The organism is Methylomicrobium agile (genome assembly GCF_000733855.1).
Lineage (GTDB): Bacteria > Pseudomonadota > Gammaproteobacteria > Methylococcales > Methylomonadaceae > Methylomicrobium > Methylomicrobium agile.
On record NZ_JPOJ01000001.1, the window covers coordinates 2,894,712 to 2,920,999 of the forward strand.

The following is a 26,288-nucleotide window of genomic DNA, read 5'->3' on the forward strand; positions in this document are numbered from 1 at the left end:
ATTGTACAGATTCGCTTTGAAATCAGGATTTTTAACTATGTCCAGCCATACCGCTCGAATCGCCGATCTTTCCAAAGAAAAACAAGCGTTGCTGTTAAAACGCATCAAGGACAGATCGGCTTTTGTTAACCAGACCATCAGTAAACGAGCGAATTTCTCGCCGTGTCCGTTATCGTTTGCACAAGAAAGGCTATGGTTTTTAGCGCAAATGGAACCGGATAGCCCATTTTATAACATGGCCGGGCTGGTGCAATTGCAAGGCAACCTGAATATATCGGTATTGGAACAAGCGTTGAATGAGGTCGTTCGTCGGCATGAAGCGTTAAGAACTTCGTTTGTGATAATCGAAAACGAAGCTCGGCAAGTCGTAGAGGTAAATAGCGCAATAACTATTAACCATATCGATTTAACCGGGATGGACGGATTGCAACAGGAAAGCATCGTCAAAACCCTTGAAGTGCAGGAAGCGCATCGTGTCTTCGACCTTAAGCAACCGCCGCTGTTAAGAGCTGCCTTGCTCAAACTGGATGGCGAGCGCTATGTATTATTGATGACCCTGCATCATATCGTTTCTGATGAATGGTCACTAAGGTTGCTTATCAAGGAGATTGGAACGTATTACCAGACCTTTAAAAGCGGCAATCCGTCATCCGAACCGGAGTTGATGATTCAATATGCCGATTTTGCCGACTGGCAACGTCATCGCCTGCAAGGCGAGCTATACGCCAAACAAATCGCTTATTGGCGGCAATACCTGGAGAATGCGCCTAGAGTATTGGAGTTGCCGACCGACCGGCCCAGACCGCCGGTAATGTCATATCAGGGTGCGAGCCATGAGTTCGAATTGAATGATGAAACAACCGCCGCATTGATCCGATTAAGCCGTCAGGCCGATACGACTTTATTTGTGGTGATGATGGCGACATTCACTATTTTATTGTCGCGTTATTCCGGTCAGTACGATATATGTATCGGTTATCCGATAGCCAATCGCAACCGTCGGGACATCGAAAACCTGATCGGATTTTTCGTCAATACTCTGGTGCTGAGAAGCGATTTATCCAGTAACCCGACCTTTATCGAACTGTTAAATAGCGTCAGAAAAAATAGCCTGGATGCACAAAACAACCAAGATTTACCGTTCGAGCATTTAGTCGAAGAATTGAAACTGGAACGGGAGTCAAACCGGACTCCGTTGTTCCAGGTGATGCTGGTTTACCAGAATGCGCCGATGGATGCGCTAAGTGTTTCGGAATTGAATTTTAATATAGCCGATGCGGAAATGAACTCCGCCAAATTCGATTTGACTTTGAGTATATCAAAATCGGAGAAAAATATACGTTGTGCTTTTAAATATAGTACAGACCTATTCGATGAGTCAACTATCGATAGAATGGCTAACCATCTGAAAAAGTTACTGGAAAGCATACTCAATTGTCCAGATATTCCAGTTTCTGATTTGCCTCTACTGACATCTTCCGAAAAGCGGTTGATATTGGAAGACTGGAACAAAACCAGGGTTTTTTTCGAAGAAAATAAATGTATTTGTCAATTGTTCGAAGAACAGGTTGAGAAAACTCCAAACTCTATCGCGGTTATTTTTGAAGACCGTTCTTTAACTTATAAAGAACTAAATATCAGGGCTAATCAGGTAGCCCATTATTTGCGTTCAAAAGGCGTAGGAGCAGAGATACTTGTGGGTCTTTGCGTTGATCGTTCGTTGGAGATGATTATTGGATTGTTGGGTATTTTAAAAGCAGGCGGGGCTTATGTTCCCCTAGATCCATACTTTCCTTCGAAACGTTTGGAATTCATATTAAATGAAACTAGGACATCTATTCTTTTAACTCAAGAAGGAATTCTTTCAAAACTCACGGACTGGAAAGGCGATACTATCTCATTGGATAATGAGTCCTTGTTTTCTAACAGAAACTGGATAGATAATTTAAATACTAATAACCATATTGATAGTTTGGTTTATGTTATTTTTACTTCTGGATCGACTGGTAAACCTAAAGGTGTGTCAATAACTAATCATGGTTTAGTAAATTACGTTTTCTCAATGATGAGAAAAATTGCTGTAAAGCCAGGGTTACGTTTTGCGATTGTTTCGACCATAAGTGCTGATTTAGGTAATACTTCAATATTTATTTCATTATTATCAGGAGGCTGTCTTAACGTCTTAAGCTATGAAAATGTAATGGATAGTAGTAAGTTTTATCAGTCCATATCAGATACAAAGATTGACGTTATTAAAATGGTTCCCTCTCATTTAAATGCTTTATTGGATGGATCGAATAAAATAAACATGCAGATTGGAGATTGTCTTATTACGGGTGGTGAAACCATGTCTGTCGAGCTGTCTGAAAAAATTATTAATGATATTGGGCGCTGTAAACTAATAAATCATTATGGTCCAACTGAAGCCACAATCGGTTCGTTAACGCTTGATGTAAAGGAGTATATTGATAATTGTACTGAAGTCCATTCAATACCTGTCGGAAAGCCTATTGATAATGTGTGCGTATATGTTCTAGATAAACAGTCATTACCTGTTCCAATAGGAGTTATAGGGGAGCTTTATATTGGTGGTTTGGGGTTGGCGCGTGGTTATATCAATAGGCCCGATTTAACAGCCGATAAGTTTGTTCCTAATCCATTCATATGTGATGGCAGCCGTTTATATAGAACGGGTGACTTGGTCCGTTATCGACCTGATGGGAATATAGAGTTCTTGGGTCGATTTGATGATCAATTAAAAATCCGTGGATTCAGAATCGAATTAGAAGAAATAAGAATGCAACTGTTAAAGTATCATAAGGTTGTAGATTCCGTAGTAATGGCTAAAGAAGATATGACTGGAGATAGGCGGCTTGTAGGTTATATAGTTACTAAAGAAAAAGATGATTTTAATATTGCTGATTTGATGGATTTTCTGAGAAATGAATTGCCTGACTATATGTGTCCAAGTTCGTATGTTTTTCTTGAGAAATTACCATTAACAGTAAATGGAAAACTTGATCGGGAAGCTTTGCCAGTCCCCGATTTTTGTAATCCTTTTACAAAAGGATACATTGCGCCCCTATCAGAAACAGAAAAGGTTTTGGTAGGAATATTTGAGGAAGTTTTGAAAATTAATAAGATAAGTGTGGAGGATAGTTTTTTTGACTTGGGAGGGCATTCTTTATTAGCGACCCAGCTGGTGTCAAAGATATGTAATTATTTTAACATAGACTTGCCGCTAAAAACCATATTTGAAGTTAAGTCGGCCAGAAAAATTGCTCAAGAAATTGACTTGGCCACATGGATTTTGAATAACAATAATAAATCAGTGGTAGCTAATAATATCGAGTACAAGGAAATTAAACTATGAGTGTCGCTGATTTGCTCAAGAAACTGAAAGATTTGGATATTTATATTTATGTAGACGATGGGGATTTAAAATGTAAGGCACCTGAAAGTGTATTAAATTCAGAGATAATAGATCAACTTCGCTATAGAAGGGATGAATTAATTGAATTATTAGCTAATGAGAGAAAGGTTGATAATTCACATCTAGCACCGGTCAGCCGGACAGATTTAATTCCGCTATCTTACGCTCAGCAACGATTATGGTTTCTGAATCAACTAGAGCCGGATAGCTCGTTTTACAATATACCAATAACGTTGAGATTGGTGGGTAATTTAAATACCATTGCTTTGGAACAAAGCTTTAATGAAATAATTCGTCGACATGAAATATTGCGAACTAGTTTTGTGACAGAAAATGAGCAAGTACATCAGCTAATTTCAGACAAATCTACGTTTTCTGTTGCCTATGTTAATTTGGACGAATTACCAAGTATTACACGTCAACAAGCAATGGATAATTTGATTGTTAAGGAAAAGTTGAGGGTTTTTGACTTAACAGAAGCGCCTTTGGCACGGGCTACAATAATAAATCTATCTCAGGATACAAGTAAAAGAGAAGCTATTTTGCTTATTGTGTTACATCATATTATTTCTGATGGATGGTCTTCCGGAATCTTAATTCGCGAATTCATTGCACTTTATGGGGCATTCAGCCAGGGGGGAGTTTCCTCTTTACCGGAATTGCCTATTCAATATGCGGATTTTGCTTATTGGCAACAGAAATGGTTGGCAGGAAACAATCTGGAAAAGCAAATTGATTATTGGCGTAAAAAGTTAGAAGGCGCTTCAAATGTTATTGAATTACCTACGGATCGACCTAGACCTGCAGTAATGCGATATTGTGGTGGAAGCTTTTGTTTTTCAATGCCTCTATTATTGGTCAGAAAAATCCAGATATTATGCAGGACATATGACGTTACTTTATACGTTTATTTAATGACCGTATTTAACGTATTATTATTCCGCCACAGTCATCAAACGGATTTATGTGTTGGAACACCCGTGGCTAACCGGAATCGAATGGAAATTGAAAGTTTGATAGGTTTTTTTGTAAACACCCTTGTTATTCGTTCAGATTTGTCAAACAATCCTCGATTCAGCGCCTTGCTTGCCCAAATTAAGCATACCGTACTCAATGCTCAAAGCTATCAAGATTTACCTTTTGATAAATTGATCGAGGTTTTGAGTCCTCAACGAAACACAAGTTACAATTTACTTTTTCAGGTAATGTTTGTTTTACAAAACAAAGCACAGTATCTTTTAAAACTACCGGATTTAAATATAAGTTCTGTAGAAAATGAAAGTGCTACTTCAAAATTTGATTTGACATTAAATATTGAAGAAGATGAATCAGGCGTATTAAATGGAACTTTTGAATATAATACAGACTTATATGATTCAACTACTATTGTTCGATTTGCAGAACACTATCTGACCTTATTGCAAGGCATTGTTGATACTCCCGAAAGTCGCTTATCCGAATTGCCCCTACTTACGCAGAGAGAAAATCAACAAATCCTGATTGACTGGAATGCAACTGAAGTTGATTATCCTGCAAACCGATGTATCCATCACCTCTTCGAAGCCCAGGCGGAAAAATTGCCGAATGCGGTTGCTGTGGTGTTCGAAGGGCAATCATTAACCTATGCCGAACTGAATAGCAAAGCCAACCAATTAGCTCGTTATCTGGGCGCTCATGGCGTTGGGCCGGATGTGCTGGTAAGCATTTGTCTTGAGCGTTCGCTAGAGATGGTGATTGGTTTGTTGGGCATACTCAAAGCCGGTGGAGCTTATGTGCCGCTTGACCCCGGCTATCCGCAAGAACGATTGGATTTCATGCTGCGCGATGTTGGCGCGGCGGTCGTGCTGACCCAAACAGCCTGCCGGGAGAAACTCACGGCCTCTACGGCGGCTGTGCTGTGTTTGGATGGTGATTGGGACAGGATAGCGCAAGTTAAGGATGACAACCCCGACATCCAACTCATGCCTGAAAACCTGGCCTATTGCATCTACACTTCCGGTTCCACGGGACAACCTAAAGCTGCCTGCATACCGCATCAAGGCATCCTCAACCGGCTGCAATGGATGCAGCAACAATATCGGCTGGATGGTCGTGACTGCGTATTGCAAAAGACTCCGTACAGCTTCGATGTGTCGGTCTGGGAATTTTTCTGGCCGCTGATGACGGGAGCGCAATTAGTTGTCGCCAAGCCTGACGAACACAAGGACAGCGGAGTATTGGTCGATACCATCATCAGAGAGCAAATCACCACGATCCATTTCGTGCCGTCGATGCTGCAAGCCTTTATCGACACTCCGGGCGTGGAATCCTGCACGTCGTTAAAACGCGTTATTTGCAGTGGTGAAGCTTTACCGGCCGATTTGGTGGTGCGCTTCCAGAAAAAATTGCCGACCGAATTGCATAATCTTTACGGCCCCACCGAAGCTTCGGTAGATGTCAGTTATTGGGCCTGTTTGCCGGACTGCCCTGAAACTGCGATTCCGCTTGGCCACCCGATAGCCAACATTAGGCTTTATATTCTGGATCGGCAGCTTAATCCGGTGCCGCCCGGAACGCCGGGCGAGTTGCATATCGCCGGTATCGGTTTGGGGCGCGGTTATCTCAACCGTCCCGAACTCACAGCGGAAAAATTTATCCCCAGTCCGTTCGGACCAGAGGGTAGCCGGCTGTACAAAACCGGCGATTTGGCGCGTTACCGGATTGATGGCAATATCGATTATCTAGGACGTATCGACTATCAGGTCAAAATCAGGGGATTCAGGATCGAGTTAGGCGAGATCGAGGCCAGGCTGCTGAAACACCCTAACATCAAAGAAGCCGCTGTCCTTGCCCGTGAAGACACAGCGGGCGACAAGCGGCTGGCGGCTTATCTGGTTGTTGTCAACAAGGAGGCGGTCGATGTCGAGCAGCTAAAGCGCCACCTTCAGGAAACTTTGCCTGACTATATGCTTCCCGGCGCTTTTGTCTTGCTGGATAGTATGCCGCTCAGCGCCAATGGCAAGCTGGATCGTAAGCGCTTGCGGCAGCCGGACAGCACCGTGACGAATGCTAAACAGTATGTCGCGCCGCGTAGCGCAACCGAGGAAATCTTGTCCGGAATCTGGGCGGATGTGCTGGGTGTCGAAAATATCGGCGTCGAGGATAATTTTTTTGAATTGGGCGGGCATTCCCTGTTGGCGACCCAATTGGTATCTCGAATTTGCATGAGATTCAAGATCGAGTTGCAGTTAAAGGCCCTGTTTGATACGACCAGTCTCGCCCAACTGGCAGCCAAAGTCGACCTGCTGGTTTGGGCCAAAGATCAGCAAAAAGCTGCAGGAAGCAGCGCCGAAATCGAGTTTGAGGACATTGAGCTATGATGTTGGAGCAGTTGCTCGCGACACTACGCGATTTGCATGTGCATCTTTATGTCGAACAAGGCAACTTAAAATGTAAAGCGCCGAAACATGCACTGAGCGAAGACATTAAATCCCAGCTCAAATCCAAGAAAGCGGAGTTAATCGAAGCGCTTTCCCAAGCCGGGCAAGAATCCGCATCGATAATGCCCGGCCGCCGCATGGAACCGCTACCGCTATCTTACGCCCAGCAGCGCTTATGGTTTTTGGACCGGTTGGAGCCGGACAGTTCTCTGTATAACATGCCGTATGCGTTCAGTTTGACCGGGTCTTTGAATGAAGCGGCGTTGGCGCAAAGTTTTAATGAGATCGTGCGGCGGCATGAAAATTTGCGCACCGTTTTCGTTACTGACATTGTACCGGCACAAGCTGTTTCACCGGAATGCGCGCTTTCTGTCGCCGATGTCGATTTAACGGGTTTGCCTGAACCGCTCTGTCGGACTGTAGCGGCGGATCTGTCCCGGCAGGAGGCGGCAAAGCCTTTTTGTCTGGAGTCCGGGCCTTTGTTTCGGATAACGCTGCTCGCCTTGTCCGGCACTGGCGGGAGACAGGAAAAAATATTGTTGGTTACTTTGCACCATATCGTTTTCGACGGTTGGTCGGCGGCGATATTGATGCGCGAATTCGTAACGCTTTATCAAGCATTTAGCCGCGGTGAATACTCGCCGTTAGCGGCGTTGCAGGTTCAATACGCCGATTTTGCCTGCTGGCAGCGACGAAAGCTTTCCGGAAATGTGTTGCAGCAACATATCGATTATTGGCGAAATAAATTGGATGGCGCGCCCGGCTTGCTGGAGTTGCCGACCGACCGGCCAAGGCCTGCGGTGATGAATCATTGCGGAGCCTTGCATCGCTTTGAAATTCCGGCGGCTCTGGCGGAACAAGTCCACCAACTAAGCCGCCGATACGATGCGACTTTATTCATGCTGTTACTGACGGCGTTCAAAATCCTGCTGTTCCGCTATAGCCGTCACCAGGATATTTGCGTCGGCGTACCGATTGCCAATCGCAATCGCTTGGAAATAGAAGGTTTGATCGGTTTCTTCGTCAATACTTTGATAGTGCGTTCCGATCTGTCAGGCAATCCGCAATTCGATGAGTTGTTGGTGCAAGTCAGAAATACTGTTTTAGATGCTCAAAATCATCAGGATTTGCCGTTCGAACAGTTGGTTGAAGCACTGCATCCCGAACGTAATTTGAGTTACAGCCCTTTGTTCCAGGTTATGTTCGTTTTGCAAAATCAAACGGGGCAGATACTGAAATTGCCGGATTTGGCAATCGATGCTATCGACGATGAAAACAAGGTGTCTAAATTCGATTTAACTTTACATATCCGCGAAGACACCGGGGCACTTTGCGCCAGTCTGGAATACAACACCAACCTATTCGACCCGGCTACGATAGCGCGGCTGGCACAGCAGTATGTGATGTTGCTGCAAGGTATTGCCGATGCTCCGCAAAGCCGTCTTTACCAATTGCCGCTGCTGACTTTGGCGGAACGCAAGCAAATCCTGTTTGATTGGAATGCCACGCAAGCCGCTTATCCGGCGGATAGCTGCCTTCACCAGCTGTTTGAAATGCAAGCCCAAAAAGCGCCGCGCGCCGATGCGCTGGCATTCGCAGGATTGACTTTAAGCTATGCAGAACTCAACGGCAAAGCCAATCAAGTGGCTCATTATCTGCGCTCCATAGGCGTCGGCCCCGATGTGGCAGTGGGCCTTTGCGTCGATCGCTCGCCGGAAATGGCGGTCGGCATGTTGGGCATCATCAAGGCCGGCGGGGCTTATGTACCTATCGATCCACAGTATCCGGAACAGAGAATCGCCTACATGCTTAACGATGCCTGGATTGACGTGCTGCTGACCCGGCAAGCGCTGGCAGAGGCATTGCCGCACAACGCGAAATACAAGATTTGCTTGGATAGCGATTGGCGAACGATTGGGCAATGGCCGGACGTTAATCCGGTGCTATGCAATCATCCGCTCGATCTTGCTTATATCATTTATACCTCAGGTTCCACGGGGTTGCCCAAAGGTGTGATGGTCTCGCATCGCAATGCCGTGCATTCGACAACAGCGCGCTTTGGCTGCTATCGGGAGCCGGTGGACGCCTATTTATTGTTATCGTCGTTTGCGTTCGACAGTTCGGTGGCCGGGTTGTTTTGGACGCTGGGGCAGGGCGGTTGCCTGTGCTTGCCGACGGATGACGCCGCCAAAGATCCGGCGGCGCTGGCCGACATCATCGCCAAGCGGCGGGTATCGCATCTGTTGGCGCTGCCGTCTTTTTATGCGTTGCTGCTGAAACAAGAGCGAACTAAGCTGCAAACTTTGAAAACAGCTATCGTTGCCGGAGAGACGTGTTCAACCGAGGTCGTCAAGCGACACTATGCGATATTGCCGGACGTACCTCTATACAATGAATACGGCCCTACCGAAGGTTCGGTGTGGAGCAGCGTTTATTTGGCTGATCGGGACGATTTGGACAGGCCGTTATCGATAGGCCGACCTATCGATAACGTACGGCTTTATATCCTGGACCGCAGCGGCAACCCGGTTCCGGTCGGTGTGCCGGGCGAATTGTATATCGGCGGCGAAGGCACGGTGCGAGGCTATTGGCGGCGCCCCGAACTGACAGCGGAAAAGTTCATCCCCGATCCGTTCCTGAATGGCGGCGGCAGGCTGTATAAAACCGGAGACTTGGCGCGTTACCGCCCGGACGGCAATATCGAATTTTCGGGCCGTATCGACGACCAAGTGAAAATACGCGGCTTCAGGATTGAGTTGGGAGAAATCGAGGCAAGGCTTTTAGAGCATCCCGATGTCGATGAGGCTGTCGTTTTGGTCAGAGAAAACTTGCCCGGCAACAAGCTGTTGATCGCTTATGTGGTCGGTGGCGATCAACTTACGGCGGAAACGCTGCTGGAGAGCCTTAAAGCCTCATTGCCGGGCTATATGTTACCGGGAGCCGTAATATTTTTGGCGCGGATGCCGTTGACCGCAAACGGCAAAATCGACCGCAAGGCGTTGCCGGCGCCCGATATGGCTAATGTTGTAAGCAGCCGCTACGTGGAACCGGAGACCCGGACCGAAAAAGCCTTGGCGGCGATTTGGTGCGGAATACTCGGTATTGGGCGAGCCGGAAGATATGACGATTTTTTCGGCCTGGGTGGGCACTCTTTGCTGGCGGCGCAGTTGCCGCTTGCAGTGCGAAAACAATTCAATATCCAATTGCCGCTGAAAAGTTTTTTCGAGATGACGACTGTCGCGGCGCAAGCGCGGTTAATCGATACCGGTGAAAGCGAGGCTGTCAAAGTCGATTTTGAAACCGAAGCAGAACTCAATCCTGCCATTATTCCTTTACCCTCTGCACCTATCAACGTAGCGGCAGCTCAAGCGCTATTTTTGACCGGCGCGACCGGTTTTTTGGGCGCGTTTTTGCTGGCTGAGTTACTTGAGCAAACGGATGCCAAAATCTATTGCTTGGTCAGGGCGGTTGATGAGCAACAAGCTCTAGCCCGATTGCAACGACAAATCGTCCATTACGAACTGCAAGACGGTATCGATTGGCGCCGAGTTGTTGCAGTGTGCGGGGACTTGGCAGAGCCTAGGCTTGGTCTGTCCGAACTGCGTTACCAAGAAATTGCCGAGCAGGTCGAAGTCATTTATCACAACGGCGCACTGGTTAACTTTATTCAACCTTATCAGGCGTTAAAAGCCACCAATGTTTTGGGTACCGAAGCTGCGTTGCGACTTGCTTGTTATCGCAAAGCCAAAGCGCTTCATTATGTTTCGACCTTGTCGGTGTTTAACGAAGTGTCCGCCAATCCGCAAGGCTATCGGGAACGCGATGAACCGATGCTCTGCGCAGCCTTAGCCAATGGCTACGCCCAGAGCAAATGGGTTGCCGAAAAACTGCTTAGATCAGCCGGGGGGAGGGGATTTCAGGTGACGGTTTACCGGCCCGCTACCGTTGCCGGCGACAGCCGTAGCGGTAATTGGAATACTGAGGATTTTCTGTGCCGGGTGATCAAGGCTTGCATACAAATGGGCTGCGCGCCTGCTGAACGCGTCCGCATGGATATGGCCCCGGTCGATTATATAAGTCGGTCTATTGTCGCATTATCATTACAGCCGGATTCTGCCGGCGCGTATTTTCATTTAAATCATCCTACCCCGCCTTATTCCGATGAATTACTCGACAGCTTTAACCGATTAGGTTATCGCCTGGATCGTATGCCTTATCGAGACTGGGTGAAAAAAATCTTTGAGATTGCCGAGGCGGGCAAGTTAACGGACTTTGCTTTGTTACCGTTGCTGTCGACGTTTTCCGATCAAAGTCGGGATGATGATACGGAATCATTGGAAGAAAACCGTGTTCGTTACGATTGCCGCGAGACGCAAAGTGCCTTGTCGAAGATAGGGATCGAGTGTGTCTTGTTGGATAGTGAGTTATTGACGCGTTATCAAGCTTATTTTAAACGGAGCGGCTTTATTTCTGAGCCAGAGCATTACCAGGAGAAATCATTTTTAACAAAATGATTTTTTTCAGGTGGGGCGGATATTAAGTTTGTTCGTCTACTGTTTGTAAGCATTGACTGTATCGATAACTAACTGTGCAAGCGACGGGCTCGGCTTTTTAAGAACTGACCGCAGGCACAAAGTGACTAAGGAAAATTCCAGAATGGCTAATAAAAAGAAGAACCTTTTGCCCGGCGAAATCATGACTCATCCGGGAAAAAGGCTTAGGGCTTGCTTTATACAGGGGGCATTTGTTTTAACGTTTTGTCACGCAGTGCCGGCTCTATCGGGAGCGGACACAAGTCAAAAAATTCAATTCGATATACCTTCCGGCGATTTGGCTTCCGCATTAAACAGTTTCGCGGAGAAAACCGGTATGGAATTAACCTATCCGGCATCCATGGTAGTGGGGGTAAAGTCCAAGCCGCTTAAAGGTAATTATAGAGCGCAAGAAGGTCTGAACGAGTTGCTGCGTGGAAGTGGATTGGCTTATCGTTCGGCTGGGGACAATAGCATAACCTTGGAAAGGGTGGCCGTTGCCGGCGCGCAATCTAGCATTCCTACGTTGGAAGCGATGACAGTCTCAAGCGAGCGTAATACAGAAGGCGTGGAACTCCAGAGTTATTCGGTGAGCAACGCCTTTGCCGCCACCAAAACCGACACGCCAATCATGCAAACGCCCATGAACATTCAAGTGGTTCCGAGAAAACTCTTGGATGATCAACAAGACATTAACATTACCGATGCAATAATCAAGAATGTCAGCGGCGTCCAAGCCGGTCACGACTCAGGCGATATATACGAAAGGTTTATCATTCGCGGTTTTTCAACCATCGATATATACCGTAATGGTTTATTACGCGGTTTTAACACTTACGACCCCTCTAACATCGAACAATTCGAGGTCATCAAAGGCCCCGCTTCCATGCTGTATGGGCGGGCTCAACCGGGTGGGTTGATCAATTACGTCACCAAAAAAGGCTTGGATACGCCTACTTATTCCGTGCAGCAACAATTCGGTTCCTATGACCAATATCGTACCACCGCCGATGCCACAGGCCCTATCGACAAAAACGGCGAATTACGCTACCGCGTCAATCTGGCTTATCAGGATATTGGCTCGTTTAAGCAGTTTGTCAACAATGAGCGTTACTTTATTGCTCCTACGCTAAGCTGGCGCCCCAATGATCGTTTTGAAGCTAATCTCGAATTCGAGCATAAGCACGAGAAGAAAATAAATGACTTCGGTGTTCCAGCGATTGGCAGCCGTCCTGCGCCTGTGCCTTTAAACCGCAGTTACCTTGACAGCGCTAACGGGCCTGTCAGTGACACTACCTTAGTGGCTTATGACTGGGCATTTAAATTTAATGACGACTGGCAGCTTAAAAATCGTTTTCTATGGGAAAACTGGGATATGCAATATAACGATATAGGTTCTTCTGGTACATTACGAAAGCAGGAGCCAATTCTAAATCGTAATATATTTAGTGGGCCTGCAAATCAGGAAACCTATTCAACCAATCTGGATTTGTCAGGTAAATTTAACATGCTTGGAACCCGGCATGAGGTCCTGCTGGGGGGGGATTATTACCATCAGGCTTTTGGTCAGTGGAATGGTCATTTCATTGCGACAACGCCGATTGATATTTTTAATCCGGTTTATAATGTCATTAGCCAGGCAACACTCGATGCATTGCCTAACAACTGGAATTATCTCCGCAAAGAAGAACGATTTGGCGTTTACTTTCAAGATCATATTACCCTGTTTGACAAGCTGCACATTATGGGCGGCGGCCGTTATGATTGGGTCACGTATGGTACGGCTTCTAGTATTAAATCTCCTGATCTGGCAAAGGCTAACTACAGCGATCAAGAAGACCAGAAATTCAGCCCGCGTGTAGGTGTACTTTACCAGCCTTGGCAATGGCTTTCTTTATTTGCTAGCTATACGGAGTCTTTGGGTTCCGCAAACACCAGCCTCTCAGTTACCGGCGAGAATTTTAAACCAGAATCCGGAGAGCAATATGAGGCCGGTTTCAAAACTGAATTTTTCGATAAACGGCTCTCAAGTACCGTTTCTTTTTATGATTTGACTAAAACCAATACGAAAGTTGCCGATCCTGATCATTCTGGATTCCAAATTACCGCAGGCAAGGTCAGAAGCCGTGGCGTGGAAATGGATATTAAAGGGCAGGTGACTGAAAAGTTAAATCTGGTTGCGACCTATGCTTTTACTGATATTCGTTATATTAACGCTAACGCAAATCTCATAGGCGATCGTCCTATTAATGTCCCTGAACACCAAGCCTCCCTATGGGGAACTTATCAATTTACCGAACGTTTTAAAGCCGGACTTGGTGGCGTAGTGGTCGGGAAACGCCTTGGCGACAACAAACGCCTTAACCCCACAATACCCAACAAGGTTGATTTGCCCGCAGTTGATTTGCCCGGGTATATCACGATGGATGCGATGGCGGCTTATACGATACCTGTCGGCAAAACGCGCCTGACCACGCAAGTGAATATCAACAACTTGTTGGATAAGGGCTATTACGCAGGGGCAAGTTCACGCAACTCGATTGTTACCGGCAATCCTCTTTCGGTGATGGGATCGATAAGATTACAGTTTTAATTGCGAAGACTGGATTGTCTGGGTTGGGCATCGAAAGCAGGTATCTTAGGGAAACGCTGATTTATTCCGTTCATGGTAAGTTTGTCGAATCATAACCGATCAATCTTTAATTTAAAAAGCCCTTCGACAAGCTCAGGCAAGTGGAGTGATTTAATTAGCGCTTCATTAGGAAACCCAAAATGTATGGCGGTCAGGGATGGTAGAAATGTGGCAATCTCTAAGCGGCGTTTTTTCAAACTAGTTGCCGGTGCGTCAAGAAGGCAATGCACCCAGAAAGCTGCGAGCCATGCTGCACCAGCGACGAAGGCGGGCTCCTCGGCGTCGTCGATCAGACGGGTATGCCAAGCCACTCCAAAGCTGCATCCGTGAAGAGCGGTTGTGGTGAGCGTTATGGGAAAAAGCGGGAATACTCGTGTTAGGTAAGAATGCAGACCTTTTGGCCCGCACTCCGGATGGCTACTACGTCTGTTGCTGGGGTAGTGAAAAAATCATTACCCAGTCTTGATTTTTCTACAGATTATTAAGGGCTATGAGGCATCTGAGTCTAAAAAATCGTCGTAAGCTCTGGCTCAAGGTTCATCTGTATCTTGGATTGTTTGCCGGGGCGGTGTTTGTATTGATCGGCCTTACCGGCAGTGTATTGGCTTTTGAGTTCCCGTTGGATGAGTGGTTAAATCCCAAGCTGATGACTGTTCCGACCGATATGGAAAATAAAAGCTATTTACCGCTGGATGCTATTGTTGCATCGGGTTTGAAGGCCTTACCGTCCAATGGCAAGGCTATCAGTTTGGATTTTCCCAGGCATTCAGGATTAGCTTTTGAACTGTGGTTTGATCAGCCATCACCGAATACAGACTATCTGGAAAGGCACCAGATATTTATCAATCCCTATACTGCGGAAGTGATGGGGCAACGTCTGGTAATTGACTTTAAACGGATATGGCGAGACCCGTTTAAGGATTTTATTCTGCGTTTGCACTATTCATTAGGGCTGGCATCAGTCGGAATGGATATCGTAGGTTTTACAGGTATAGGTCTATTATTTTCGGCGTTAACCGGTTTAATTTTATGGTGGCCCAGCCCAGGTAAGCTCAGGAAGGCCCTAACCATTAAACGTAATGCGAGTTCGGAACGGCTTAATTTCGATTTACATAAAACATTCGGTTTTTATAGTTCAATTATTGTTTTGTTTTTGATTATATCCGGTGTGTATCTGATCTTCCCGGAATATGGACGGGGATTGGTTGGTGTTTTTTCGTCGGTGTCAGCCCCTTGGCCTAGATATCAGAGTGTTATTCCAGTGGGCGATAAAATGCCGATCAGCCTTGCCGAAGTTAAAGAGGTTACCGATGCGCGTTTCCAGGATGGTGAATATCTAAGGATTGATTTCCCCCAAAATGAACATGATGTTTATGGTGTAAATAAACGGGAGTTTGACGAACCTAATCAAAAACATTCTTACCGGCGTCTTTGGATTGACCAATACAGCGGCAAAATCATCCATGCGCGGGAACGTGCTAACCGTACCGCCGGTGATATTTTTGTGGAATGGCTTTATCCGCTTCACACCGGTGAAGCTTTTGGTTTTGCAGGACAGCTTATTATTTTAATCTCTGGGTTGGTGCCTTTGGTGCTTTATGTCACAGGGATTATACGGTGGTTACAGAAGAATAGAGTGGTCAAGCAAAAGCGGAATAAGTACGAAATAGGCTAAATATACAGAATATAACTGCTCGTATGCCATATACGCCGAAGCTTTGATTCACAGGCGCAAAGTATATCTTGGAAGATTATGAATAGTATTACATTCCACAAACCCGTGTTTATTCTCTCCTGTGAAAGATCGGGATCTACCATGCTTCGATATATTGTCGATACTCATTCGAAAGTAGCTTGTCCAAGCCATTTATATCTTGGCAGTTTATGTGAAAGTTTAAATCGTACCTTAATGGGGACTATAGCACAAAATCAGGTTGAACTAGATGAAGAAGGTAAACAACAGTTTGCAGTAAGCGAAGCCAGGAAAATGATTTGCAACATAATGGACAGTTATATTAAAGCAAAAAACAAACAAATCTGGTGCGAGAAAACGCCAATGAATTTGGAATATCTGTCTGTGCTAGACGCTCATTTTCCCGATGCCAAGTATATTTGCCTATACAGGCATTGCATGGATGTCGTACATTCCAGTATCAACTTAAGTAAATTCCGTTTTCTTCCTGAGCATATACCTTATGTACACAGAAACCCAGACAGTATTATTGCGGCGATGGCAGAGAATTGGCTGGAAAAGACCGATAAAATATTGATGTTTGAATCGACACATCGAGAACGCTGTTTTCGAGTGAACTATGAATCCATTGTTATGCAGCCAGAAAAAACTCTACCGCGATTATTCCATTTTTTGGGAGTCGAATGGGAAAAAGGCTTAATGGAGCGTGTATTTCAGGTTAGCCATGATAAAGGTGAAGGGGACGGCAAGGCGGCATTATCCAGCAGGATTCGTCAAGACTCGGTAGGAAAAGGAATAGAAGTACCGCGAGCCGGGATTCCGAAGAAATTCATAACGGACATAAACAGATTACTTGGTGAATTGGGTTATCCCAGCTTGGATGCTTACTATTCTAATGGTATTCACAGTGAAATAAATGCAGAAAATATGCCTGATATATCGGATATATTTGAAAATCGTTTTATGAATGCGCTTAAAAACAACCGGTATAGGTACCCAGACCTTAAAGGCATATGGAAAGTAATTATTAAAGGTAATACGGATATATTTTGGGTTATCGATTTATCCCATCAAGAAGCGACGTTAAAAAAGGGCGATCATGATTCAGGTACTACCGTTTGTTTTTCCGCAACTTTGCTGGTCGATATGATAAACGGAACGAGAGATGCGATAGAAGCTTTTTCTCATGGAGAGATTGAAATACAAGGAACCGATGATAAGGAAGCATTAATGAATTTAGGCCGTCTGCTGTTTTCTTAAATCAAAGTTTTTTAATCCGATAGGATTTTATTATGTATCAATGTATTGCCTGTCAAGAGCCTCTAATTGACCAATCCCCGAGCATTCGAACTTGCTCTCACTGTGGAAATATTTATCCCATTATTAATGGAATTAGCGTATTTGTTTTACCCGATAGTATTTCCTCTTTGCAAGGCTTTATTATGGAAATAGAAGAAATCAAGACTTCATTTGCCAACATAAGTTATCGTCTAGAGGATTATGAGCATCATTTGGATGACAATATGTTTGCCGGCAGAACTGACATGATGAAGCAAGGCATGGCGGTCAATATACGGGTTCTGGAGAGAACGTGCAAAGCCATTACCGATTTTCTGGCAGAGCAGCCTCGTAAAGATAATGCGTTGGCTTGGAGTTCGGTAAAGTCGGGTTTTACATGTCATGACATGCTGCCGTATTTTTACCAGGACTGGTTTGGAACACCTGAGTTTGCCAAGGTAGAAAACTTGTTCAGCAAGACCATTACCGAGCATTGTAAGGATTGGGAGTCAGTTGCCGTGTTAGGATCGGGTGCTTGCGGTTTGTTATATAGTGTTGCCGATGATTTTCAAGTGTCTTATGGCGTGGATTTATCTTTGTCGACCCTTCTGGTTGCCAAGCAATTTATTCAAGGAGAGCCGTTGGTCTTCCATTTACAGCGAGCCGATTGGCATAAGGTCGAATTAACGCCACCGGCATCAACAGCAAACGAAATCCATTATGTCGTTTCCGACGTGCTGAATATGCCGTTCGTAAGCGGCTCTTTGTCCGTGGTCATTACGCAATATATGCTGGATTTTATTAGTAATCCGATACGGCTGACAGAGGAAATTTACCGGGTACTGAAACCAGGCGGTTTATGGATTAATTTTTCTAATCCTTGCCGACTTCCCAGTGATCCGATTGAGTTAGGCCGGCGTAAATTAAATGAGTTGCCGGTTTTTTTTGAAAAAATGGGATTTGATGTGCTTAGCATGGAGAATGAACGTTTTGCCCTGCTCAATTTAGAGAAAATTTATTCCGAAGCCGGAAATAATCAGCAACTGGTGCATTTTTTTACCCTAAGAAAAAATGAAAACGATAGCAACATACCGGCTGATGACAGATCGATTCAGCGGTTTTTTAACCGAAACGATAGTGTTTGGCGCGAAATTCCCAGAATTGTTAAAGGCCGCGAGTTGGCTTTGGCGCGGAAAAAGTTATTCGGTGAACAGGGGGCCCGTCGCGAAGTGTTAGAAATTAGCGTCGGAGGACGTTCTTTTTCCATACCTGCCGATTTTGCCCTGTTGCTGGAAACAACTCTTGCCGGTGTGGATGGCAAGAACAGCTTGAGGCAGATTTATACAGGCGTGTATGAAAAAGGAATAGGTTTGACTGAGGATGTATTTTTACAGTTGATTTACGTTTTACATGTGCAGCATTATCTGATCGAGTTAGAAGATTAGATGATCCGACGGGGATCTTTAGATAAAAATTGAGTGTTATTTTCCTGTTTTTCAGGCTTTAACAATCATAAGCTTTGGTTTTGCCCAAAGCGATTCAGCTATGCCCCCCTATTGATCAATAACCGAAAAGTAAGGCAGTGGAGAATAAATGTTAATTTTAGGTATAACCGGTGGAATAGATTCGGTTTTCGAAACGGTGATGCTAGCTCATAGGGGCTTAGGGCATGATTCTGCCGCCGTATTGCTGGAAAACGGAAAAGTAGTTTCAGGCATTGAAGAAGAGAGAATAAGCCGAATCAAGCATACCAATAAACTATGCTCATCTGCTGTCAGTTTTTGTTTGCAGACAGCGCAAAAGACAATCGATGAACTGGATGCTATTGCAATTTACGCAGGTGAAGATTTTTTAAACGCTAAGCTCAAGGAATTGGGTATCCATACGCCTGAGTTAAATATTTTTACCAATATCAGGCATTTATATCAGATCTTATTCGAACGGGAGTTCGGCGTCTCGCTTAGTCAGGATATTTTTCAATTCGTACACCATCATCTTGCTCATGCCGCCGCATCCTATTATTTGTCAGGCTTCGATAAAGCGTTGGTACTCACCATCGACGGGGAAGGCGACGATATTTCGGCAATGGTGGCAGATGCGAACTGTAAAGACTTCAATGTACTGCGAACGAAGTCCGTTCCCGATTCCTTGGGGCATTTTTATTTAAAAGTCATCGCTTTTTTGGGTTACAAAGATTTCGACGAATACAAAGTCATGGGCTTGGCCCCTTATGGGAATGCGTCCGTTTATCGGCAGAAGTTCAACTGCTTTTATGACTTACTGCCGGACGGCGAGTACACCATCCATCAAGATCGTATTATGGAAATGTACGAACTATTGCAACCGAGAAGACGGGACGATCCGTTCACGCAAGTCCACATGGATATTGCAGCGGCATTGCAAGAAGCGTTAGAGACTATTGTTTTTCATATTCTGCGTCATTTTAAACATACGACCGGTCATACTTGTTTGGTAATCAGCGGCGGTGTCGGGCAAAACAGCAGCATGAACGGTAAGATTCTCTGTTCCGGTTTGTTTGAAGATGTTTTTCTGCCGTCTTTTGCCGGGGATTCGGGATGTGCTTATGGTGCGGCGGCTTATGTTACCCACAAGATGCAACCGGAGCTCCCTTTTATACGCGTTTCTCATGCTTATTGGGGAACGCCGATTCATGAGGATGAAGTCGGCAACGCTTTAGAGGCTTGGCGCGCATTTTTACAGATTGAAAAATTGCGGAACCGTTCCGAGCAAGTAGCCGATTTGATGATCGACGGCGCGGTGATCGGTTGGGTGCAAGGCCGTTCGGAATTCGGTCCCAGGGCTTTGGGCAACCGTAGTATTCTGGCCGATCCGCGCGTTGCTTCGCACAAGGAGACAATCAATGCGATGATCAAAATGCGTGAAGGTTATCGGCCGTTTGCGCCGTCGATTCTGGAAGAACGGGTGCGGGATTTCTTCGAAGTGCCGGGAGAACAGGCCGATTTTCCGTTCATGTCGTTCGTGCTGAACGTCAAACCGGAATGGCGCGAACAATTGCCCGCGATTACCCACGTAGACGGCAGCGCTAGGTTGCAAACCGTAAGCCGGGTCGGCAATCCGCGTTATTGGGAATTGATCGATGCGTTCGGCGGTAAAACCGGTATTCCAATTTTGTTGAACACCTCATTCAACAACAATGCCGAACCTATCGTCGACAGCATCGACGATGCGGTGGTGTGTTATTTAACGTCCGGGCTGGATTACCTGGTCGTGGGCGATTATTTGGCCCGGAAAAAGGATTGGCAGCCGGAAGATTTGGCCAACTTAATCGTTAGTTTGCCGAAAGCGGCGGTATTACGCAGGGAAGATCGCTATGTTAGCAATAGCGAACGCAGCTTCAGTTACGCGCTGTTGTGGAATTACAATTTTTCCCGGCGTTATACATTGTCCGAAGTGGGGTACAAGATTTTGCAAGCGGCAGACGGAGAACAGCCTGTTGGCCAGCTTATGGATAGCTTGGGTTTTTTAAAGGAACAGCGAGCGCAGGTTTTGCAAGAATTGCCGGGATTGTGGTCGGATCGCTTACTGGTGTTGCGGCCCGATTCTAAACGATAGCGTTGTTGCCGGCAGGGCGCTAGTCGGTTGGATTTTAGCCGCAAGCATATTAATAATGTTGGAGTCAGAAAAAATGGATGCTGCCGCAATTGAACGCAAAAGAAATAGGCTGTCCCGAGCTTATCAGTTGGTTTCCGAGTATAGGAATATTCGCAGTGGCTATATGTCGGACGATCATTTGCCGTCAAAATTGCAATACATTGCCGGGTTATCGGAATATCAATTTCTTCCTCATTATTTTGGACCTCCGCCTAGCTGGAGAATGCTGTTGCGGAAATTTGGCGGTAAGCGAACTTTACCCGATTTCTGTGTGATTGGGCCGATAAAAAGCGGCACCAGCGATTTGGCTGTCAACATCATGCTGCACCCCAACATAATGGCGCCACTATCCAAAGAGTTTTATATCCCCGATCCCGAGGATTGGCGAATATTTTATCCAACGGAGAGGCAGAAGAAAGAGTATGCTTCCCGTTATGGTTCGGCGCTTTCCCCATTTCTTGCGCCTTATCTTCATTGGATGGAATTAACTTACAGACTATCGCAGGTGCAGCCGAATACAAAAATTGTGTTGATATTAAGAGACTCGGTAAAACGCGTCTTTTCACACTGGAAGTGGGAGGTGTTTATGTCGGGCAAGAAACGTGCGAGCGAACTGCCGTTTTTAGCATCGTTTCCGGCTTATGTTGATAGAGCGCTCAACGTATTTCCGGAATATCCGATGCATATGGCCAGAGCCTGCGGTTTTAACGTGTTGCAGACGAGTATTTACTGGAAAGCCGTGAGTTACTGGATGGAATGTTTTGGTCGAGAGAATGTCCTGGTGTTGGATGTGGCAGATTATTTTTTGATAGCAATAGTTTTTTAAATAAAATTTATGAATTCGTTGGTTTGCCAAGTTTTGAGTGTCCTGCATCCAATAACAGAATAAATGAGAATCCTATTGTATTGCCTCCGCCGGACGAAGAAAGTTTATCTAAACTTAGTGAGTTTTTTAAACCCTATAATGAAAAGCTTTGGCTGCTATTAGGGAAAGAATTCGACTGGAGTTGAATGAAAACGCATTTTGCAAATTTCATTATCCACCGATGGATCGAATTCAACCTGTCACACCTTGCTTCATCTACCCATTGTAATGGTCAACAAAAACCGGACACCTATTCATGCAGTGCTTCTATAAAATTCCCGTTCGAATTCGATCGTTTTGCCGAACCGGCCGGTCTGAAGAAGGGATATTACAATTCATCAATATGACGTACAATGTACGTCAATATTAAGAATGTGACCCAGGAGGTTTTGCCATGCCCAGCAAAAAAGCGAAGACCGCACCAGACCCCGTGCGCGTGGAAAGACTGGGTTTCCGTCTGGATGGACAAAGCAACCGCCGATAGAGCCCGTTTCTGAGCCAAAGCCACCTGGATGTGGGATAGTGGTGTGCCCTCGGCCCCATTCTCAATTAATGGGGTTTCTGGCCGATGTGATCGGGCTGTTCTCAATTAAAGCGGGCTCGTTCTCATTGAATGTGAGCCAAAGCCCCCGGATATTCTCAACCCTGTAGGTCGGGCAACCGCTTTATCGTTGCCCGACGATCATGTGGCGATCCTGCTTCGGAATATTGCGCGGGTCTGAAACCCTGCCATCTTTCAAGGCCTTGGAAATGTCGGGCGCAAAAAGCGCGTGCCCGACCTACACAACTAAAGGGCTACCCCTTTCAGTGGGAAATGGGGGCCGATAATTTGCTGTTGGTTTCCATTAGGAACAGGGTTCTGGGATGTGCAGTAGGGGCATTGGACATTTTCATTCCTTAAACAAGGCGGTATTAGCTGGGCAAAAGCGATACCAGATATGTTAATCAGCGAAGCCCAATTATTCTCCGAGCTATTTATTGTTGCAGCTAATGTCAAAAAGCCCTACAGTTAAGAGAAATCGACGTTGAAGTTGGTAATTTATCGACTGACCTACTACATGGTACAGCTGGGTTAAGCTATCTGCGATATGATTCCCCGCTGGATGGCAAGGCCCTTGAGCTACTCCGGATGACCACCCCAGACGAAAGCATGAAAAATATGAGGGAGATGGACAATGCCAAACAGATTCAAAATTTGAAGAAACTTGGTGAGGAGGTTGTTCGTCGGCTTATGGCGACCTTTCACCTACTGCAGGCGTTTGGCTCACCTCTTTATCGTCTTCAATTAGCTCTAATGAGGCCGTACGATGACTTGGAACACTGTATTACAGATGAACCATCCCACAGGAAGCGGTACAAACAACGTTTGTCTAAAAGATACCGTTCCAGGGCTCGGCCGTCCCATTCATATCCACTTGCTTTCATGCCAGCCTAGCGTCGAGTTAAAAACCGTCGCTGTCTTTAATTCCATTAAGACTCAGCTGAGCCTTCCGGTTGGAACCAGTCCGTGTGGTGGTCCGGGAGCGCGAGGGAGATGGGAAGACGGAATGAGTTGTATGGCTTGGAGGGAGCCCTCGTGCCAACATATCCTCGTTTTGATGACCGATGGTACTTCGCTGAACAATCATGTTGAGCAGTTTGCTCTGGATTGGAAACAGCAGGCAGGAATAAACGGTATCATCATTCCGGTTCTGCCTCCTAGTGCAGGTGGGTTTTCTCTACCGAAGAGCCTTCAAAGCATGAACCGACTGGCTGATGTGGGTAACGCCGCCTGGCTTGCCACCGATATTCTACGTTGGATCCAAGTGGGAGCAGAACGAAAGCTTTTCTTAAGCTATCGCCGTGACGACACCAAGAGTCTTGCTGACCAGATCCACCATGCTCTAGTTCAGCGTGGCTATCGCGTGTATCTTGACAGATTCTCGGGAACGCCAGGCCGCTTTTTCCCACAGGAAATTGCCGAGGAACTAGCAGACAAAGGATGTGTACTGCTGCTTGAGAGTCCAAACTTGGCTAAGTCCCGCTGGACTAGATGGGAGATTGCCTTTGCGCGCCATTATCACCTAGGCCTGATGGCATTGAATGTAGACGGTGCTCCACCCCTTCCTGCTGGCCCTCAGTCGCCAGATCGCATGAATGTTAGAACCCAACCATCCTCTGAGGAACTTTCTATCTCAGACTTAGGGACTGTTATTGACTTTATCGCTCGGCGTTACACTATCAACTCCATTGCTCGTCGAGTCTTTTATGAAGAATTATTGCGGAAAACCTCTCAGTCAGAAGGGGTTGGATTCCAGGAACTAGGGAATGGAACATATGCTCTCTCCGCTCACGGTAAAACAGCTCTCGTCTATCCCAGTGGAAGACCAGGAAATTTGTCCGAATTGCACAATACCGCTGTAACCTCTTCTTTTACAAGTACTTTTGATTTTAGAATTTTAGCCGGACAGCACCAGCATCTTCCACCACGGGCGAATCAGGAACTCGACTGGCTCGCTCATCTGGCCATTGTTCTGCTTCGCGGACCATATCAGTTACCCGGTTCAATCCATGACTTCGCCAATGGTGTAAACCCATGAATTCTCTAATGATTCTAGTAGGACCTGATGCAGACGCTGATCCTTACTTAATGGATCTTGCCTCTGTTGCAGCCGGATTGGCCGTTGAGTCCAAGCGTCGAATCCTGTTTGTCGGAACATCCCAAACTGTGTTGGCTGTGGGGACAGCAATCGTCGGGTATCAGCAAGAGCGAACAGTAGAAGGAGGAGAGCGCTTTCCATCGCCAATTGTGCTGGCCGGAGTGGTTCGTAATGTTTTCGATACCCCGGATCCGTTGTATCGGGATCCTGAATTCAGCAAAGAGACGCCATATGATGAGGGTGGCTTGCTTTCAGAACTGGTTGATTTGGGTATCATGGACCTTGATAGCGGAATGGAAAAGAGGATTATCCCTAAGTCACTCGAATCTTTAGATGATCAATTAGATGATTTTCTAAAACGGGAGAAACCTTCTCAGATACTTGCTATTGGTAAGATCTCAAGGAAAATCCTTGAACGTCTGTCTCATAATGCCATGGAATCGAATATGCGTCTGGGAGTTATCGGTGTTGTTGGCCAGGCCCCTAAAGGTGCTGAGGTGCTTTTCAGTGAGATCGCAGAGTCCAAGCTGGATGGGGTTCCAATCCGAGGTGTAGAACAGAGTGAGGAGAGGAATCAAGGTGAAACCGCCTCGGAACCTCTGATTGAGGCGGCTAAAAACGCAGTTCGGGAGGCTGGGCTAAGTTATGCGGTGACCGAATGGGTGCTGGGAACGAGACAAAGCGATGAGGAAGCCTCCGACTACTAAGAAAGCGGTCGTTCTTGAGGCGGGTATTTTCTCTAATGAACGCCCGATAAGGTCGAGTTGCACGCATAGGTTGCCCGTCAGGTTTCAGAATGAAGCGGTCATTCGAATGGCAAGGCTGCAGAACAATCAACGGCAACTTATGGCCGTTATGCAAAGCTTTGCATAACGGTCAAAACCCGACACTAATACCTCTACCTCCACGAATGACCCGGTAGCCCTGGCAAACCGTGCGCCCGCCCGGCCGGATAACGCCGGGCGGAAGGCCGATAATCCGGCCGCGCAATTTGCCGAAGCCCGTCCGCTCGACGATCCGCCGGGCGAAATGGTGGATCTGTTGGAGCGCGCCGCGCAGCCGGCGGTCGATGGGCTGATGGAGGCGGTGCGCGGCGTGCTGCATTCGTCCGCGGACCTGCTCGAAGTGCGGGAGCGGCTGGCGGAGATCTTTCCGGCCTGGGACAAAGAAGCGCTGGCGGCGGTGTTTGCCGAGGCGTTTTTAGCGGCGGAGTTGGCCGGCCGGGGCGATGTGAACGAGGGGCGTTGATGACGACGCGTCCGAGTCTGCGGTAATGGGCGTCCGGTACGGCTCGCTGCCGTTCAAGGAACAAATTGCCTTTTGGCGCGCCAAAGAGCTGGTCCCGACCGAGCGCTGGAACGATCGGGTTCGCGAGCAGCACGATACGGCGTTTACCGTCGCCGGGGCCATGCAGGCCGATCTGCTGAGCGATCTGCACCAGGCGGTGACCAAGGCCATCGAGCAAGGCACCACGCTGGCCGAGTTTACCCGCGATTTCGAAGCGATCGTGGCGGCCCGCGGCTGGACGGGCTGGACCGGCGAAGACACCATATCGGAAGGATTGCACGAGGTATTGGCGCGGCAGACGTATCCCGAGCTGTTGCGTGCCTTGGGCCGCGAGCCGGCGCATTGGGCCGATATTCGCGCCAAAGGCTTTTCGTATCCGAAGACGGTCGGGCGGTTCCATGCGTTGCTGCAGCGGCTGGGCTTGATGGACAGCGATTACGTGCTGAAGGCGCACGCACTGACCCGGTTACGTTATCTTGATATGACGGCGACGCCGACCGAACTGAATGGTAAACTCAGGGACATATTGGCATTTTTAAGTCAGCAGGATGCCAATCTTATTGCGCTACAGTTGCTGGCTATATCCGAAGGTCGGGATTTTTATGAGTGAAACATTATTTGATCCACCCCATAACGCAACACCATCTGAAGCGGCGCAAGTACGATCGCGCTATGTGTCTATGCCTCTGGATGAGGTCCGTGCTTGGGAGGCAAAGCTGCCGCACGATGCCAGGATGACAACCATTTATGAGCTGTATGCGTTGCGCGGCGATACCGTTCAGATGCAGGCAACGCGTGAGCGCATCGAAGATCCCGTTTGGCGGTACGAGGTAGGATACCGCGATGTTTTTCCCACCAGTTATTTTTAGGGGATATA

General features: G+C 46.7%; 15 protein-coding genes. 14 read left to right on the forward strand and 1 reads right to left on the reverse strand.

The features are described 5' to 3' along the window. The first annotated feature begins 37 nt into the window (after positions 1 to 37). The 4 genes from CC94_RS0113705 to CC94_RS0113720 all read left to right on the forward strand — a co-directional run bounded on the left by CC94_RS0113705 (position 38) and on the right by CC94_RS0113720 (position 13,977). Positions 38 to 3,373 (forward strand): non-ribosomal peptide synthetase, encoded by a 3,336-nt coding sequence (locus tag CC94_RS0113705; RefSeq protein WP_036303996.1) that lies wholly within the window; start codon positions 38 to 40, stop codon positions 3,371 to 3,373. Beyond that, positions 3,370 to 6,792 (forward strand): non-ribosomal peptide synthetase, encoded by a 3,423-nt coding sequence (locus CC94_RS23120; protein ID WP_084675352.1) that lies wholly within the window; start codon positions 3,370 to 3,372, stop codon positions 6,790 to 6,792. The genes CC94_RS0113705 and CC94_RS23120 overlap by 4 nt, the downstream gene beginning before the upstream one ends. Beyond that, the gene (locus CC94_RS0113715; protein ID WP_051911506.1) at positions 6,789 to 11,366 is read left to right on the forward strand and encodes a non-ribosomal peptide synthetase; all 4,578 of its coding nucleotides are present in this window, start codon (positions 6,789 to 6,791) and stop codon (positions 11,364 to 11,366) included. Before CC94_RS23120 ends, CC94_RS0113715 begins: the two co-directional genes overlap by 4 nt. 142 nt (positions 11,367 to 11,508) lie before the next feature. Continuing rightward, positions 11,509 to 13,977 (forward strand): TonB-dependent siderophore receptor, encoded by a 2,469-nt coding sequence (locus CC94_RS0113720; RefSeq protein WP_051911507.1) that lies wholly within the window; start codon positions 11,509 to 11,511, stop codon positions 13,975 to 13,977. 89 nt (positions 13,978 to 14,066) lie between these two features. On the opposite strand, the gene CC94_RS0113725 is transcribed toward CC94_RS0113720, so the two are convergent. Next, positions 14,067 to 14,327, reverse strand: a complete 261-nt coding sequence (locus tag CC94_RS0113725) for a hypothetical protein (RefSeq protein WP_031431296.1) — start codon at positions 14,325 to 14,327, stop codon at positions 14,067 to 14,069. 179 nt (positions 14,328 to 14,506) lie between these two features. Between CC94_RS0113725 and CC94_RS0113730 the strand changes: the two genes are divergently transcribed. The 10 genes from CC94_RS0113730 (at position 14,507) to CC94_RS0113775 (ending at position 26,280) form a co-directional block, all read left to right on the forward strand. Continuing rightward, positions 14,507 to 15,691 (forward strand): PepSY-associated TM helix domain-containing protein, encoded by a 1,185-nt coding sequence (locus tag CC94_RS0113730; protein WP_031431297.1) that lies wholly within the window; start codon positions 14,507 to 14,509, stop codon positions 15,689 to 15,691. 78 nt (positions 15,692 to 15,769) lie between these two features. Then, a complete protein-coding gene (locus CC94_RS0113735; RefSeq protein ID WP_084675353.1) occupies positions 15,770 to 16,969 on the forward strand; it encodes a sulfotransferase family protein in 1,200 nt (399 codons plus the stop codon). A 182-nt stretch (positions 16,970 to 17,151) separates the two neighbouring features. Further along, positions 17,152 to 18,432 (forward strand): class I SAM-dependent methyltransferase, encoded by a 1,281-nt coding sequence (locus tag CC94_RS0113740; protein WP_031431299.1) that lies wholly within the window; start codon positions 17,152 to 17,154, stop codon positions 18,430 to 18,432. A gap of 148 nt (positions 18,433 to 18,580) precedes the next feature. Beyond that, positions 18,581 to 20,581, forward strand: a complete 2,001-nt coding sequence (locus tag CC94_RS0113745) for a carbamoyltransferase family protein (protein ID WP_031431300.1) — start codon at positions 18,581 to 18,583, stop codon at positions 20,579 to 20,581. 55 nt (positions 20,582 to 20,636) lie between these two features. Beyond that, the gene (locus tag CC94_RS0113750; protein ID WP_031431301.1) at positions 20,637 to 21,446 is read left to right on the forward strand and encodes a sulfotransferase domain-containing protein; all 810 of its coding nucleotides are present in this window, start codon (positions 20,637 to 20,639) and stop codon (positions 21,444 to 21,446) included. 1,637 nt (positions 21,447 to 23,083) lie between these two features. Beyond that, positions 23,084 to 24,064, forward strand: a complete 981-nt coding sequence (locus tag CC94_RS0113755) for a toll/interleukin-1 receptor domain-containing protein (protein ID WP_169740962.1) — start codon at positions 23,084 to 23,086, stop codon at positions 24,062 to 24,064. Next, positions 24,061 to 24,831 carry a hypothetical protein gene (locus CC94_RS0113760; RefSeq protein WP_031431303.1) on the forward strand — a complete coding sequence of 257 codons (771 nt, stop codon included), beginning with the start codon at positions 24,061 to 24,063 and terminating at the stop codon, positions 24,829 to 24,831. Before CC94_RS0113755 ends, CC94_RS0113760 begins: the two co-directional genes overlap by 4 nt. A 322-nt stretch (positions 24,832 to 25,153) precedes the next feature. Then, on the forward strand, positions 25,154 to 25,372 hold the full coding sequence (locus CC94_RS0113765; RefSeq protein WP_031431304.1) for a hypothetical protein: 219 nt from the start codon (positions 25,154 to 25,156) through the stop codon (positions 25,370 to 25,372). A gap of 25 nt (positions 25,373 to 25,397) precedes the next feature. Beyond that, positions 25,398 to 26,021, forward strand: coding sequence for a phage head morphogenesis protein (locus CC94_RS22425; protein ID WP_031431305.1), 624 nt, complete (start codon positions 25,398 to 25,400; stop codon positions 26,019 to 26,021). Continuing rightward, complete coding sequence (locus CC94_RS0113775; RefSeq protein ID WP_157203441.1) at positions 26,014 to 26,280, forward strand: hypothetical protein; 267 nt, start codon at positions 26,014 to 26,016, stop codon at positions 26,278 to 26,280. Before CC94_RS22425 ends, CC94_RS0113775 begins: the two co-directional genes overlap by 8 nt. Positions 26,281 to 26,288: the final 8 nt, after the last annotated feature.